At 68.4% G+C, this 13780-nt stretch carries 13 protein-coding genes, 1 tRNA gene, 1 other RNA gene and 2 pseudogenes; 12 read left to right on the forward strand and 5 right to left on the reverse strand.

Going from position 1 to position 13780, the window contains the following annotated elements:
- Window positions 1–1185 (reverse strand): DNA polymerase III subunit gamma and tau (locus tag GA0115254_RS16245; RefSeq protein WP_141720840.1); only part of this gene is annotated, 1185 nt, incomplete at its 3' end.
- A gap of 71 nt (window positions 1186–1256) precedes the next feature.
- Window positions 1257–1353, reverse strand: an RNA gene (gene ffs / locus GA0115254_RS16250) — signal recognition particle sRNA small type.
- A 131-nt stretch (window positions 1354–1484) separates the two neighbouring features.
- On the opposite strand from ffs, the gene GA0115254_RS16255 reads away from it, so the two are divergent.
- Window positions 1485–1572: transfer RNA gene (locus tag GA0115254_RS16255), tRNA-Ser, on the forward strand.
- Window positions 1573–1636: 64 nt separating this feature from the next.
- Here the strand turns inward: GA0115254_RS16255 and GA0115254_RS16260 are convergent.
- A pseudogene (locus tag GA0115254_RS16260) lies at window positions 1637–2323 on the reverse strand (tyrosine-type recombinase/integrase); the annotation flags it as partial.
- Between the two features lie 141 nt (window positions 2324–2464).
- Here GA0115254_RS16260 and GA0115254_RS16265 point away from each other — a divergent pair.
- The 4 genes from GA0115254_RS16265 to GA0115254_RS47595 all read left to right on the forward strand — a co-directional run bounded on the left by GA0115254_RS16265 (window position 2465) and on the right by GA0115254_RS47595 (window position 5911).
- Window positions 2465–2890, forward strand: coding sequence for a hypothetical protein (locus GA0115254_RS16265; protein ID WP_093896009.1), 426 nt, complete (start codon window positions 2465–2467; stop codon window positions 2888–2890).
- Entirely contained in the window at window positions 2887–4542 is a 1656-nt protein-coding gene (locus GA0115254_RS45245; RefSeq protein WP_218105545.1) for a tetratricopeptide repeat protein, read from the forward strand. Before GA0115254_RS16265 ends, GA0115254_RS45245 begins: the two co-directional genes overlap by 4 nt.
- Complete coding sequence (locus tag GA0115254_RS47590) at window positions 4491–4922, forward strand: tetratricopeptide repeat protein (RefSeq protein ID WP_218105546.1); 432 nt, start codon at window positions 4491–4493, stop codon at window positions 4920–4922. The genes GA0115254_RS45245 and GA0115254_RS47590 overlap by 52 nt, the downstream gene beginning before the upstream one ends.
- Before the next feature lie 590 nt (window positions 4923–5512).
- Entirely contained in the window at window positions 5513–5911 is a 399-nt protein-coding gene (locus GA0115254_RS47595; protein WP_370740882.1) for a hypothetical protein, read from the forward strand.
- Here GA0115254_RS47595 and GA0115254_RS47600 read toward each other — a convergent pair.
- Window positions 5855–6133, reverse strand: a pseudogene (locus tag GA0115254_RS47600) (transposase); the annotation flags it as partial. The gene GA0115254_RS47595 and the pseudogene GA0115254_RS47600 overlap by 57 nt on opposite strands.
- 197 nt (window positions 6134–6330) lie before the next feature.
- On the opposite strand from GA0115254_RS47600, the gene GA0115254_RS16285 reads away from it, so the two are divergent.
- On the forward strand, window positions 6331–7629 hold the full coding sequence (locus GA0115254_RS16285) for a sensor histidine kinase (RefSeq protein WP_176740152.1): 1299 nt from the start codon (window positions 6331–6333) through the stop codon (window positions 7627–7629).
- Window positions 7630–8081: 452 nt separating this feature from the next.
- Window positions 8082–8723, forward strand: a complete 642-nt coding sequence (locus GA0115254_RS44495) for an ArsR/SmtB family transcription factor (protein ID WP_176740153.1) — start codon at window positions 8082–8084, stop codon at window positions 8721–8723.
- Here the strand turns inward: GA0115254_RS44495 and GA0115254_RS16295 are convergent.
- Entirely contained in the window at window positions 8707–9354 is a 648-nt protein-coding gene (locus GA0115254_RS16295) for a response regulator (protein ID WP_093896013.1), read from the reverse strand. The genes GA0115254_RS44495 and GA0115254_RS16295 overlap by 17 nt on opposite strands.
- A 561-nt stretch (window positions 9355–9915) precedes the next feature.
- Here GA0115254_RS16295 and GA0115254_RS16300 point away from each other — a divergent pair.
- From GA0115254_RS16300 to GA0115254_RS46130, 5 genes are read left to right on the forward strand one after another with little or no spacing between them, the layout of a single operon-like run.
- Complete coding sequence (locus GA0115254_RS16300; RefSeq protein ID WP_176740154.1) at window positions 9916–11820, forward strand: ABC transporter permease; 1905 nt, start codon at window positions 9916–9918, stop codon at window positions 11818–11820.
- Window positions 11817–12095 (forward strand): MFS transporter, encoded by a 279-nt coding sequence (locus GA0115254_RS16305; RefSeq protein WP_141720843.1) that lies wholly within the window; start codon window positions 11817–11819, stop codon window positions 12093–12095. Before GA0115254_RS16300 ends, GA0115254_RS16305 begins: the two co-directional genes overlap by 4 nt.
- Window positions 12092–12919 carry an ABC transporter ATP-binding protein gene (locus GA0115254_RS16310; protein ID WP_093896016.1) on the forward strand — a complete coding sequence of 276 codons (828 nt, stop codon included), beginning with the start codon at window positions 12092–12094 and terminating at the stop codon, window positions 12917–12919. Before GA0115254_RS16305 ends, GA0115254_RS16310 begins: the two co-directional genes overlap by 4 nt.
- 60 nt (window positions 12920–12979) lie before the next feature.
- The gene (locus GA0115254_RS16315) at window positions 12980–13216 is read left to right on the forward strand and encodes a hypothetical protein (protein WP_093896017.1); all 237 of its coding nucleotides are present in this window, start codon (window positions 12980–12982) and stop codon (window positions 13214–13216) included.
- A complete protein-coding gene (locus tag GA0115254_RS46130; RefSeq protein ID WP_256102613.1) occupies window positions 13213–13338 on the forward strand; it encodes a hypothetical protein in 126 nt (41 codons plus the stop codon). The genes GA0115254_RS16315 and GA0115254_RS46130 overlap by 4 nt, the downstream gene beginning before the upstream one ends.
- Window positions 13339–13780: the final 442 nt, after the last annotated feature.

The following is a 13780-nucleotide window of genomic DNA, read 5'->3' on the forward strand; positions in this document are numbered from 1 at the left end:
GGGCCCCGTACCGGCGGTCGCGAAGGACGCGCCGCGCTCCAGCCGGTCGAGCCGGGCCTGCAGTGAACGCTCGTCGTCGAAGGCCGCGGGCAGCAGCACCCGGGCGCAGATCAGCTCGACCTGGAGGCGCGGCGAGGTCGCCCCGCGCATCTCCGTCAGCCCCTCGTTGACCAGGTCGGCGGCGCGGCTCAGCTCGGCGGCGCCGAAGACGGACGCCTGGGCCTGCATCCGCTCGACGACATCGGCGGGGGCGTCGATCAGGCCCTTCTCCCCGGCGTCCGGCACGGCGGCGAGGATCACCAGGTCACGCAGTCGCTCCAGGAGGTCGGCGACAAAGCGGCGCGGGTCGTTGCCCCCCTCGATCACCCGGTCCACGACCTCGAAGGCCGCGGCCCCGTCGCCCGCCGCGAAGGCGTCCACGATCGAGTCGAGCAGCGAGCCGTCCGTATATCCGAGCAGGGAGGTCGCCATGGCGTATGTCACACCGTCGTCGCCCGCGCCGGCCAGCAGCTGGTCCATCACCGACATCGAGTCACGCACGGACCCGGCCCCGGCCCGCACGACCAGCGGCAGCACGCCGTCCTCGACGTAGCTGTTCTCCTTGCCGCAGACCTCGGCGAGGTATTCGCGCAGCGTCCCCGGCGGCACGAGGCGGAACGGGTAGTGGTGCGTACGCGACCGGATCGTGCCGATGACCTTCTCGGGCTCGGTGGTCGCGAAGATGAACTTGAGGTGCTCCGGCGGCTCCTCGACCACCTTCAGCAGGGCGTTGAACCCCGCCGATGTGACCATGTGCGCCTCGTCGATGATGTAGATCTTGTAACGACTCGACGCGGGCCCGAAGAACGCCTTCTCCCGCAGATCACGGGCGTCGTCCACGCCACCGTGCGATGCGGCATCGATCTCGATGACATCGATCGATCCCGGCCCGTTGCGCGCGAGGTCCCGGCAGGACTGGCACTCTCCGCACGGCGTGGGCGTCGGCCCCTGCTCGCAGTTCAGACAGCGGGCGAGGATGCGGGCGCTGGTCGTCTTGCCGCAGCCACGCGGACCGCTGAACAGGTACGCGTGATTGACCCGGTTGTTCCGCAGGGCCTGCTGCAGCGGGTCAGTGACATGCTCCTGCCCGATGACCTCGGCGAACGACTCGGGGCGATAGCGGCGGTACAGCGCAAGGGACGACACACATACGAGGTTATCCGGGCGGACCGACAACCGGCCCCGCACCGGCGAAGCGCCGCGTACCACCCTGAAAACACAAGGGCCCCCCACGCACCCGCCAGAGCCGACCTACCCTTGCTGCCTTCCGGCCCTGGGGGAGTTCAGTCAGATAGCGCCACGTGAGGGGCTGAAGCCCACCTTAGCCGATCCCCACCCCTGTCAGTCCACTGCCCCACCTTCCGAAACCTCCCCGGACGAGCCGGAGGGGAGCCGGAGGGGAACGGGTTCGCGAGCACTCCTCAACGTCTTGTATTGTTTGCCGCGGAGGATTCGCCTAGTGGCCTAGGGCGCACGCTTGGAAAGCGTGTTGGGGGCAACCCCTCACGAGTTCGAATCTCGTATCCTCCGCCATTGCTCTCACCGGGCAATACGTCGAAGGCCCCCGCTGCTTGCAGCGGGGGCCTTCGACGTTGTCTCAGCCCTCGTTGTTCTGGTCTTTGTCCACATGGGCACTCGGTGCGGGCCCCCAGATAGCGTCCGCGAGCTTCTGCGCCACCTCCTTCAGCATGGCGTCGGGCACGTGCAGGTACCGCGCGCGCATCCGTGAGGACGTGCCTGCCTCCCAGCCCATGATCTGGTCGATCACGCGGTCCGGGATGCCGAGCAGCATGAGGACGGTGGCGGCGGTGTGGCGGACGTCATGCAGGCGCCCGTCACGCACTCCCGCGTCATCGAGCAGCTTCTTCCAGTCGTGGTAGTCCGTGTTCGGGCTGAGCGGGCCCCCGAGCGGCTTCGTGAACACGTAGTCGGACTCGGTCCACAGGTTGCCGGCGGTTTTCCGCTCCAGGGCCTGGGCTTCCTTGTGCTTTCCCAGCATCACGACCAGGGGGCGCGGCAGGGGAACCGCACGGCGGCCAGCGCGCGACTTGGTGTTCTTCGTCTCGCGCCGTACCTGCTTACGATCCAGGCAGTATCCGGCCTTCCGGCCGCATGGATCTGCCTCCTTGCACCCGTGCTCGTACTTCGGGCGCAGCCGGTTCCGGCGCAGCTTCAGGTACTCGTGTTCCAGATCCACGTCGACCCAGCGCAGCCCCAGCGTCTCCCCTTGCCGCAGACCGAGGGCCAACGCCAACATCCAACGGGCGCTGTTGCGGCGCTTGTTTGGGGCGCTCGGAGATCAGGAGGGGCTGGCTGCGAATGGGGATCGCGACAACTACTTGGGAGGTTCGGGAGTTTTCGTCTCACAGGGGGTCTGGCGTTTCTATGCTGGTCTCTTTCGGAGCCGAGTGGGTCGGGGGAGCGAGTGAGTTCTGAGATCGTGCAGCTGGTTGAGCAGGCTGGTCCGTATCTGACGACTGCGGTCGGGGCGTACGGGGCGGCTGTTCTGACCCGGGCTGAGGGTGCAGCGGCGGACGCCACGGCTGCTCTCGGGAGTCGCATCCTTCAGGCAGTGTGGCGGCGCCGGGACGAGGCGGGCCAGGCGGAACTGGCACGTGTGGTGGGCGAGGCCGCCAACGAGCAGGACGAGTCCTACACCGCAGCCGTGTTGGGCAGGCTGCTCAAGCGTGCGTTGCAGGACGATGCCGAGTTGCGTGCGGAGCTGTCCGCGATGCTGCCGACTCCGGCCGCCGGTACGGTCACTGTCACGGCCTCCGGTGAGCGGTCAATCGCTGCTCAGCACATTGGTACCGCGATCACCGGTGACGGCCACACCCAATCACCCGCATGAGTACGGACGATGTCCGCTTGTGCATCGAGACGGCCGGTCCGAGGTCTATCGCCGCCAAGGAGATCACTAACGCCTACACGGGCGATGTGCTGCCCGCAGAGGCGTTGCACCTGCCGGAGAAGGTCACTGCGGCACCAGGCACATCCAATCTTCCTGCGGCCAATCTCTGCCTGGGGCGGGAGGATGAGCTGGCACGGCTGCGGAGCATCCTGACCAATCAGCATGAGGGCGCGATCACGCAGAGCGGGGCGGTGCACGGCCTGGGCGGGGTCGGTAAGAGCACTCTCGCCCTGCACTACGCCCACCGTCACCGCGGGGACTACGCCCTGATCTGGTGGATCAAGGCCGCTTCCCCCGACGAGATCGAGACCTCTCTTGCCAGCCTCACCCAGACGCTGGTGCCCGGCTGGTCCGACATCGCCGGGCGGGGTGCGCAGGTCGCATGGGCGATGCAGTGGCTCACCTGGCATCCAGGCTGGCTGTTGGTCTACGACAACGTGGAGAACCCCGGTGACCTCACCCCCTACACCGGCGCACTCCATCAAGGCCATCACCTTGCCACCAGCCGCCGCACCACTGGCTGGCCCGATAGGGCACGCACTCTGACCTTGGGCAATCTCGACCCCGACGACGCCACGACTTTGCTGTGCCAGCTCGTGTTCAAGGAGAACAGCCCCACTCCCCGCCGTCGGGGCGAAGCCCAATCACTTGCCGCCGAGCTGGGATATCTCCCTTTGGCTATCAAGCAGGCCGGCGCCTACCTGGCCCAGAACCGCGGCATCAGCCTCGACGCCTACCGCCGTCGTCTGGGCACCAAACTCGCCAAAACCGCCCATGGCGGTGACACCGAACGAACCATCGCCCGCATCTGGAACGTCACCTTCCAAACCTTGGAGAGGGCTGATCCGCTGGCAGTGGAGGTGCTGCACACCGCCGCCTGGCTCGCCCCCGACGACATCCCCCACAGCCTGCTCACCCCACCCGGCATCGACCCCGACGACATCGCCGAAGCCGCCGGAACCCTTGCTGCCTACAGCATGATCACCGGCACCGGCACCACCCTGAGCGTCCACCGCCTGGTTCAGACTGTCCTACGCACCCCACAGATCCTCGACGACACCCAACCGGCCCGGCACCTGCAAGGACGCGACCGCGCCGAACAAGCGGTCGTCCACAGCCTGACACCTTCGCCGGGCCAGGACACACCTACCGAGGACCAGTGGGACACCCTCACGCCCCACCTCCTCGCCCTTGCTGCCACCAGGCCGCCCGGACACCACAACGCCCCACTTACCAGCGCGTATCAAACTGCTGGCCAACGGCTCCATCAGCAAGGCCACACCGTCCGTGGCATCCCCTTGTACGAGGCCATAGTCGCCCAGCACGACCAAGTCCTGGGCGAGGAACATCCCCGCACCCTGACCAGCCGCAACAACCTCGCCTACGCCTACGAGGCCGCAGGAGACCTGAAGCGTGCCATCCCCCTGTACGAGGCCACCCTCGCTCTGCGCGAGAAACTCCTGGACAAGGACCACCCCGACACCCTGGGAACCCGCAACAACCTCGCCTATGCCTACGCGGCGGCGGGGCGATCTGAAGCGTGCCATCCCCCCTGTACGAGGCCACCCTCGCCCAGTACGAGCAGGTCCTAGGCGAAGACCACCCCCACACCCTGACCAGCCGCAGCAACCTCGCCAACGCCTACTACACGGCGGGCGATCTGGGGCGTGCCATCCCCCTCCTAGACGCCACCCACGCCCAGCACGAGCAGGTCTTGGGCGAAGACCACCCCGACAGCCTTCGAAGCCGCAGCAACCTCGCCAGCGCTTACTGCACGGCGGGCGATCTGGAGCGTGCCATCCCCCTCCTAGAGGCCACCCTCGCCCGGCGCAGGCAGGTCTTGGGCGATGACCACCCCGACACCATGATCAGCCGCAACAACCTCGCCTACGCCTACGAGATGCGAGCAGGTCCTAGGCGGAGACCACGCAAACAACCTGGCCAGCCGCAAGCACCTCGCAATGGTCCGTGAAGCCCCGTACCGCAACTGGGCACCGCAACCCCAGCGCCTGTCTCCGGCCAGCAACCTCCCGGAGAAGCTACCGAACCACCTATATGACCGGCACCGACTGATCCACTTAGCGCTTCGGATCTGAAGGTTATGGAGACCATAGATCACCGCACCTACCGCGAGCTTGAGCCAGCGCTAGGCCAGACCTCCCTCACCGCTGCTCATTGTCCTGCTGTTTGTCCAGTTCGCTCACGCCTGCCTCAGTTTGCCGACGTACACCGCCCCTCTCTGAGCGGCCAAACGGCCGGCCATGAACGCTCACGAACAGCCACTCGCACAGTTGGAAAGCGTGTTGGGGGCAACCCCTCACGAGTTCGAATCTCGCATCCTCCGCCATTGCTCTCACCGGGCAATACGTCGAAGGGCCCCACCGCTTGCGGTGGGGCCCTTCGACGTACGTGGTCTCGGTTCTGGTCTCACTTGCTCCTGGTTGCTGTCCCGAAGGAGCCAACCCGGTCGTTTGCCTGCGCCGAAACCACTGCCCTCGGAGACTCCCCGACCAGGACCTGTCCGGTCGATCACGGTCGTGGGTGGTCCGGCTGGGTGCTCGAGTGGGCATCATCGTCGAGTTCTTCGCCGCTCCGGATGATGTGCCGGCGGCTCTGGTTCTTCAGACCGGGCCGCGACGCGCATTCGAGTCGCTCTCTTTCGGCAACTTCGATCCCGAAGAAGCTGTGGTCGAGTGGGAGTGCCTTCTCGTCGACGGCAGCTTCGAGGAACTCGTCGAAGCCGGCGAGCCTCGTGTCGTCGCCGGCCAGGGCGACGACGGGTGCGTCGCGTTCGCGCTCTCGTCTCGCCTGGCCGCGGCACTCGCCGAAAAAGACGTAGCCGCGCTTGTCGTAGCGCGTGGCGACGGCTCGGAACTGTTTCAGGCGGTTGAACGCCCTCTCGACGGTGTTGCGCTTCCTGTGGCGGTCCTCGTCGAACCCGGGCGGCCGTCCGCCGCGTGAGCCTCTGCGCAGACGGGCGGCCCGACTGTCGCTCTTCTCCGGGGTCGTGTGGCGGATCCCGCGCCGCCGCAGATACTCGCGGACGGGAGCGTTGCCGCAGGCCTTGTCGGCCGCGATGCTGTCCGGCTTCACACGTGGCCTTCCCGGGCCGGGCCCGGGGAAGCGGATCTTCTCCAGCACAGGGATGAACTGGGTGCAGTCCGCCCGCCGGCCTGGCGTCACGATCAGGGGCAGTGGGCGGCAGCGGCCGTCCGCGCCAGGTGGATCCTGCTGGTGAACCCGCCCCGCGAACGGCCCAGGCAGTATCCACGACGAACTTCATTCAGAAACGATCAGTAAGCCATGGACGCACTCGCGGAACTCACCTACGCCATCCGCGACTTCAAGTCGTGCACGGCTCAATGCGTACGATCTGGCGCATGGGTGGGCTCAGTATGAACTCGGTGTACTGGGGCGGATATGGCGTGGTGATGGCGGCCGCGCTCATGGCGGGCTGTCTGGCGATGGCATCGACGGCACCGCTCCTTGTCGTCGCCGCGTTGGTCGCCGTCGCGGCGGCGATGTTTCCCGCGCTGTGGTCGCCGCGTACAGCGCACTGGGTCCCGGTCATCGTGGTGGGCACCTGCGCGGTGTCCCAGGTGGCCACTTTCGTCTTCCAGGGGCCGGTTGCCGGTGAAGCGGAGACCTGGTGGCTGGTGGAGAGTGTCGGCTTGATGGTGCTGATGGTGCCGGCGGTGCGCAGGCCCCGTGGACGCACTGCGCTGGTACTCACAGTGCTCCTGACCGCGACCATCACGGAACTACCGCTGCGGATGGTGCTGAGGGTGGATCCACCGGCTACCTTCGAGCAAGCCGTCAAGCTCTGTCTGGCCTGGCTGCTGTTGGCCGCGGCGGCCAACGGCACTGGCTGCTATCTGCGGGTTCTGGACGCGCGCGGCAGCGCGGCGCTGGCTGCTGAACGACGGACCCAGCGACTCGAACTCGCCCGGGATCTCCACGACTTCGCCGCCCATGACGTGACGGGGGTGGTGGTCCTCGCGCAGGCCGCCCAGGTCCTTGTGGACCAGGACCCGAAGCGAGTCGGGGAACTGCTCACGCGCATCGAAGAGGCGGGCAGGCAGGCTCTGTCCTCGCTGGACCGCACCGTGCACGTGTTCACCGGTGACGACGCGGCGACGGTCCGGCACGGGCGGCATGCCGGGGAGACGGCCGACGCGGGCGGCGACGCGCTCCGCCCGCGTCCGCGGGATCTGGACGGGCTGAAGGCGCTGACCGACCGGTTCGCCCGCACGGGCCGTGCGGCGGTGCGGCTTGATCTGGCCGACGGCGCCTTGGCTGACCTCCCGCGGCGCGTCAGCGAGTTGGGATACCGAGCGGTGGTGGAGGCGCTCACCAACGTACGGCGGCATGCCCCCGGCGCGTCCGAGGTGTGCATAGCGGTGTCCCGTGCGCCGCACGGCGGCATGGACACGCTCAGCATCACCGTGATCGACGACGCGCCGAACGCCGGCGCGGAGGAGGACTCGGGGGAGCCCGGAGAGCCTGAGCGGCTGGGCGGTGGGACCGGCCTGGCGGATCTTCAAAGGCGCGCGGCGGACATGGGGGGTGAACTCGCCGCGCATCCGCACCCTTCGGGGGGCTGGCAGGTGAGCGTGCTGCTGCCCCTGGTGGCATCGGGGCCTGGCAGTCGTAACGAACAAGACCGGCCGAACGGCTGATGCCACGGAAGCAGGCGCTGCGCGACGATGAAGGGGCCGGCTGAGGGACACGGTCCGTTCCTGATCCGGTGATACACCCGCCCGGGAAATTGCTGGTCAGGAGATTCGGGGGGATCTTCCGGATGATTCGCATTCGCATGTCTGCCGAGGATCTGACGTGTATTCGTATCGGCTCGGGCCTTGGTCCGGAAATCGAGGCGATTTTCGCGCTCGAAGTCTTGCGGGGGAGTGCGAACCACTTTCAGGCGTGGCGGAAAGGCGTGCGTAAACGGCTCTCCTTGCAAGGGGATTTGGCGGCCCGTCTTGATCACCTCGTTCGGACGCCAGGAGTGTTCCGGGACGTCCTGAGGATCTGGACGGGCGACCACGACATGGCATCGGGCGAGAAGACGATGCCTCTTCGGTCGCACGCTGAGGTAAGAGCATTGGTACGGGCTTTCTGCCGTGTGGCCATGGCGCCCGGCTGGTCCGCGATTCAGGCGCGCATCGACGCCGAGACGGACGCTTGCCGGCAGATCGCGGGCAGTGCCGGAGTGAAGACGCTGCTGAGCAGCTTGCATCCACGAATTCGCTGGCAGGGCCGGAGCCTTGAGATCCCTGCGGACGAGCCGAGCGAGGTCGTCCTGGACGGACGGGGGCTGGTACTCGCCCCCTCGCTCTTCCTGCAGAGCGCGGGAGAGATGCTGGTGAACGCCGAGGGGGCCGGGAACAGCGTACCGACGCTGGTCTTCCCGGTGCGGCTCGACCCGCGCCGGGAAGTTCTGCTGACCGGCGAGTCCGACGGCGCCATCGCCGCACGCGACAGACAGCAGTCGCTCGGGGCGCTCGTCGGGCGGACCAGGGCCGCGCTCCTGCACGCGGTGCTCGACGAGTCCACCACCAGCGAGCTCGCCGACTCGCTCGGGGTGACAGCCGCAGCGGTGAGCCAGCATGCGGCCATCCTTCGATCAGCCGGACTCATTACGAGCCGTCGCAGCGGCAGCAGCGTGCTGCACACGGTGACGCTGCTGGGCCTGCATCTGTTGCGTGGCGAGAGCGCCCGGCGAGCCGGTCATCGAACCGCCTCCGGTGCCCGGCTCACGGCCCGGGCCTGAGGCCCGCTTCCCAGGCCCAGGCGGCGATCCCCACCCGGTTGCGCACGCGCAGCTTGCGCTGCAGGTTGCTCAGGTGGGACTTGACGGTGCCCAGTGAGATGAAGAGTTCCGCGCAGATGTCGGCGTTGGTGAGCCCTTCGGCCACCAGGGTGGCGATCTCCTCCTCGCGAGCGGTCAGAGGTTCCACCGGTTCGGACGGGCGACGACGCGGTTCGGTATAGCGGCGCAGCAGCCTCATCGTGATCTCGGGGCTGATGAGCGCGTCGCCGGCGACCGCGGATCGTACAGCCTCGGCGAGCAGCGCGGGCCCGGAGCGTTTCAGGAGGAAGCCACACGCGCCGTAGCGCAGTGCGGTGTGCACGTATTCGTCGAGGTCGAACGTGGTCACCACGACGACCTTCACCTCGGGGGCGACGCCGACCAGTCGGCGGGTCAGTTCCAGGCCGTCCATGCCGGGCATGCGGATGTCGGCGAGCAGTACGTCCGGTCGCAGTTCCCGGACGGTCTCCAGTGCGCTGGGTCCGTCGGCGGCCTCGGCCACGACCTCCAGGTCCGCCTCGGCTTCCAGAATGTGCCGGAAACCCTCACGGACACTCGCCTGATCATCCGCGACTACTATGCGCGTCTTCATGATCACATCATGCCACGAAGGGGGTGCACCGACGGCTGCTTGTTATGGCCGCGTTAATTGATTCATGGCGGCGCTCATCGCGCTCGCTCATCGCTGTACCTCGCCGCAACCATCTCTGACTTGGTGAATTTAGAGACCGCTAAATGATGTTGGCACGGAGGTTCGAGATGGGAAATCTTAAGTGTCGTCACCGAGGCGCGGAAGTCCGGAGATGGAGAAAGGGGGTGGGTGTCTTATGGGCGCGAGATACGAGTCCTGTGCGATTGCGGATCCAGCGCGGTACCCCACTCGACCGGCATGGAACGGAGGTGAATGACATGGCGAACATCCTGGCGCTGCAGGAGCTCGCCGAGGAGACCGCTCTCGACGCTCCGTTCAGCTCGTACTCCCTCTTCAACTGCTGAAACAGCTCGGCGTAGAAGCAGGAGTTGTTCCGGGAAGGCCGCGGCTCGTGCGGCCTTCCCGGAAACCGAACATACCCGTACCGAAGGGTAGGAAATCGCCATGTCCTCAGCGCCGACCGTACCGACACAACCTCTTCAAATTCCAGGGGTCATAAGGTTGTTCACGTCTGAGGTACGGGTGCATCCAGGGCGCGTCGCCGGAGCCGCGGTGGCCTGTGCGGTCACCGCCGCCGGTGTCGGTGCGTGCCTGGTGCTGATGACCGGCGTGAGTGGCACGGGCCATGCCGAGAACTCGGCCGCGGCGGCCACCGCCGACAGCGCACAGGACCTCCTGTCCCTGTTGCTCACCCTGCTACTGATGTCCGCCGTCCTGGTGACCGGGTCCACGGTCTCGCTGTGGACGGGCCAACGCCTCGGCCAGTTCGCCGTGTTGCGAGCGCTCGGGGTGTCGGCCCGCCGACTGCGCGCCATGGCGATGCTGGACGTGGCCGCGCTGTCGCTGCTGTCCGCAGTGGTCGGCGTGGGCGTCGGCATCCTGCCCCTGGCCCGGTTCGTCCGGCAGGTGATGGCCGACAACGACCTGTACCCCGCGGCTGCCGGGCTGCCTTCCCCCGCTGTGACCGTACTGGAGGCGGCCGCGGTCTGCGTGGGAACCTCCGTCGTCGCGGTGGTGGCGGCGCTGACCGCTGTCCTCGCGGCGGGCCGGGTACGCCCGATCGACCTGCTCAAGGACGACGCTCTGGCGATGGCGCCGAGCCGACGGAGCCCGGTGCGGCTCTGCATCGGTATCGCACTGCTCGTCACGACGTGCCTGCCGCTGCTGGTCCTGATGGTCGTGCCCATGCTGCCGGGGATACTCAAGGCGGCGCTGGCCCCGGGCCTCGCCCTCATGATCATCCCGGTGCTCGCGGTACTCGCCCCGTGGTACGTGCCCCTGCTCGTGCGGCCTCTCGGCGGGCTGCTGCGACTGCTCGACAGACGTGTCGGACGGATCGCGGCCGCCGGGCTGCGGGCGGCACCCGTGCGTACGACCGCGGTCGCCGTGCCCGTGCTCCTCGCCGTCGGGCTCGCCGCGGCGATGCTCGGCGCCGGAGCGACCATGGGCGAGGCGGTGCGGGACCAGACTGAGCGCGGCCTGAGGGCCGACGGCGTGGTCAGTGCCGAGCCGGAGCACCGGCTGCCGGCCGGGGCCGGCGCCACCGCCTTCCCCGGCGGCACCGCGACTCCTCTCGTGCACACCACGGTCACCGCGCCGAAGACCTTCTACGACGACAACCCCGAGCCGGTCCGCGCCTGGGGCGCCGACGCGCGGGCGCTGCCCGGGGTCCTCGACCTCGACGTGGAGCAGGGCCGCCTCGACGCGCTCACCGAAAGCAGCTTCGCCGCCGGTGCCACACAGGTTGAAGGGCACCACTGGAAGATCGGCCAGACGGTCGGGCTGCGGCTTGCGGACGGCAGTTCGCACCGGCTGCGGCTGGCCGCCGTCTACGGCCGTGACCTCGCGTTCCCCGAGTTCCTGCTGCCCGGCTCCCTCGCGATGGCCCACACCCCGGATGCCTACGCCGAACAGATCCTGTTGCGCGGCGACATCACCTCCTGGCCGAAGGCAGCAGGCCGGGAGGTGGCCTCGCGCTCCGCGTATCTCGCCGACCTCGCGCCGCGCAGCCCGCAGGACGACCTGGCCGCCCATCTGATCGTGGCAGTGGTCAGCGGCTACGCGCTGCTCGCCGTCGCCAACACCTGCGCCCTGGCCCAGCGCGACCGCCGTGCTCAGCGGGCGCACCTGCGTGCCCTGGGGCTCACCCGGTGGCAACTGCTGCGCTGTGTCCTGTACGAGTCGTCGGGCGGCGCCGTCGTCGGCGTGGTGCTGTCCGCGCTGACCGCACTGATCTGCCTGACTCCGCTGGCGGCCGCACTCGGCGTACATGCCATGCCGACGTTCGACGTGCCCTGGACGCTGGGCGTGCTCGGCGCCGTACTGGCCGCGGCGGTGCTCGCCTCGGCCCTGTCCGCACGCCCGCTGCGTGACATCCGTGAGCAGTTCGCGGGCAGTGCGTCATGACTCGCCCGCCGCGTACGCGAGGATTCGGCCGGTCCTTCCGGCCGTTGTTCACCGGGGAGTCCGCCTCGGCCCTGGGCACCGCCGCATCCGTGATCGCTCTGCCCGTGGTCGCGTTGCGCCTTACCGGGGACGTGCGTCAAGCGGGCCTGACGGGTACGGCGTTGTCGCTCGGCATCCTGCTCGCCCGGCTGCCCGCCGGGGCGATCGCTGACCGCTGCGCGCGGCGCGACAGGGGCACCCCCCGATCACCGATGAACCCGAGGAGCACAGCATGACTTCACCCCGCCCCTGGCCGGTCGGCGTCCCGCCCCACCGCACGCCGCCCGTGGACCCCGCGGCGGCGGCCTCCGCGGTGAACCTGACCAAGGTGTACGGGCAGTCGGACGCCCAGGTCGTCGCCCTCGACAGGGTCTCCGTCGCGTTCCGCCGCGGCGAGTTCGCCGCGATCATGGGGCCTTCGGGTTCGGGCAAGTCGACGCTCATGCACTGCCTGGCCGGACTCGACTCCGGCACATCGGGCGGGGCCCGGCTCGGCGACGTGGAGCTGTCGCGCCTGGGCGATCGCGCCCTGACCCGGCTGCGCAGGGAGCGGATCGGCTTCGTCTTCCAGGCGTTCCACCTGATCCCGGCACTGACCGTGCTCGAGAACATCGTGCTGCCGCTGACCGTCGCCGGACGCAGGCCGGACCAGCAGTGGCTGCGCTGGGTCATCGACACGGTCGGCCTCGCCCACCGGCTCGGCCATCGCCCGGCCCAGCTGTCCGGAGGGCAGCAGCAGCGGGTCGCCTGCGCGCGCGCCCTGGTGGGCCGCCCGGAGATCGTCTTCGCCGATGAGCCGACCGGGAACCTGGACTCACGAGCGGCCGCGGACATCCTCGGGTTCCTGCGCCGGTGCGTGCGCGAGCTGGGCCAGACGGTCGTCATGGTCACCCACGACCCGCTCGCGGCCAGCCACTCCGACCGCATCGTCTTCCTCTCCGACGGCCGCATCGTCGACGAACTGGCCCACCCCACCCCGGACCTCGTGATGAGCCGCATGCGGCAGTTCGACACGAGCATCGGCATCAGCCACTGGGCAGGGCCCGACGCGGGGCCATGACCAGTCCGGCGAAGTCCGTCACCTGCCACCCACGCAGGACCGTCCGCGAAGGAGTCATGCATGTTCGGCACCGACAGACATGCAGTCGTTCCCGTCGGATTCGTCGCGCTGCTGCCGGCCGCGCTGGTCCCCCTCACGGCCGAGCGGGCTGATGCGGCCCCGACGGCGGACAACTGCCCGCAAGGCGTGGCCTGCTTCTATCCGCAAGCCGACCACCAGGGAACCGTGCAGATCGTTGACTTCGCTGCGGCGCCGGGATGCCGGGATGCCGGTCCACGATTCCGGCACGCTCGGTGATCAACTACAGCAGCTCGCCCGTCGGGCTCTACGTCGACGACGAGTGCACTCAGTACCTCGACCAAGTCGAGGCCGGCGGAACCCGGGACTCGCTCGCCGTGTCCGCCGTCACGGCGGACTGACTCATGAAGTAAGGCCAGGTCACGGGGTGCGCACGGCCGCTTCGTGGCTTCGGTTCCGGTTGCGTTCACCGACGTACAGCACAGTTCGGAAGCTCCACCCACCCCACCGGAACCGCAGGTCGGAACAGGCCCGTACACCTCGGAACCCCCGGACGAAGGCTTGGAAAGCGTGTTGGGGGCAACCCCTCACGAGTTCGAATCTCGTATCCTCCGCCATTGCTCTCACCGGGCAATACGTCGAAGGGCCTCGCGGCGAGCTGCGAGGCCCTTCGACGTTCGTAGTCATAGGTCAGCCGGTTTCTCCCAGGGGCCCCTCAGGTCGGCGGCGGCCCGACGGTCGAGCCGGAGCCGGGTGTGGGCGGCGACGATCAGCCAGGACCCCACGATCAGCGGACCGGCCCCATGGCTCCCGTCCGGCTCTTGTTCGGCTTCTGTTCGGGTC

It is taken from the genome of Streptomyces sp. Ncost-T10-10d, from assembly GCF_900091955.1.
GTDB lineage: Bacteria > Actinomycetota > Actinomycetes > Streptomycetales > Streptomycetaceae > Streptomyces.

Bases quoted from the DNA above. Each gene is read 5' to 3' on its own strand.
- GA0115254_RS45245 (WP_218105545.1), top strand. From the start codon at position 2,887: ATGAGTACGGACGATGTCCGCTTGTGCATCGAGACGGCCGGTCCGAGG.
- GA0115254_RS16315 (WP_093896017.1), top strand. From the start codon at position 12,980: ATGTTCGGCACCGACAGACATGCAGTCGTTCCCGTCGGATTCGTCGCG.
- GA0115254_RS44495 (WP_176740153.1), top strand. From the start codon at position 8,082: ATGGCGCCCGGCTGGTCCGCGATTCAGGCGCGCATCGACGCCGAGACG.
- GA0115254_RS16285 (WP_176740152.1), top strand. From the start codon at position 6,331: ATGGGTGGGCTCAGTATGAACTCGGTGTACTGGGGCGGATATGGCGTG.
- GA0115254_RS16310 (WP_093896016.1), top strand. From the start codon at position 12,092: ATGACTTCACCCCGCCCCTGGCCGGTCGGCGTCCCGCCCCACCGCACG.
- GA0115254_RS16295 (WP_093896013.1), bottom strand. From the start codon at position 9,354: ATGAAGACGCGCATAGTAGTCGCGGATGATCAGGCGAGTGTCCGTGAG.
- GA0115254_RS16305 (WP_141720843.1), top strand. From the start codon at position 11,817: ATGACTCGCCCGCCGCGTACGCGAGGATTCGGCCGGTCCTTCCGGCCG.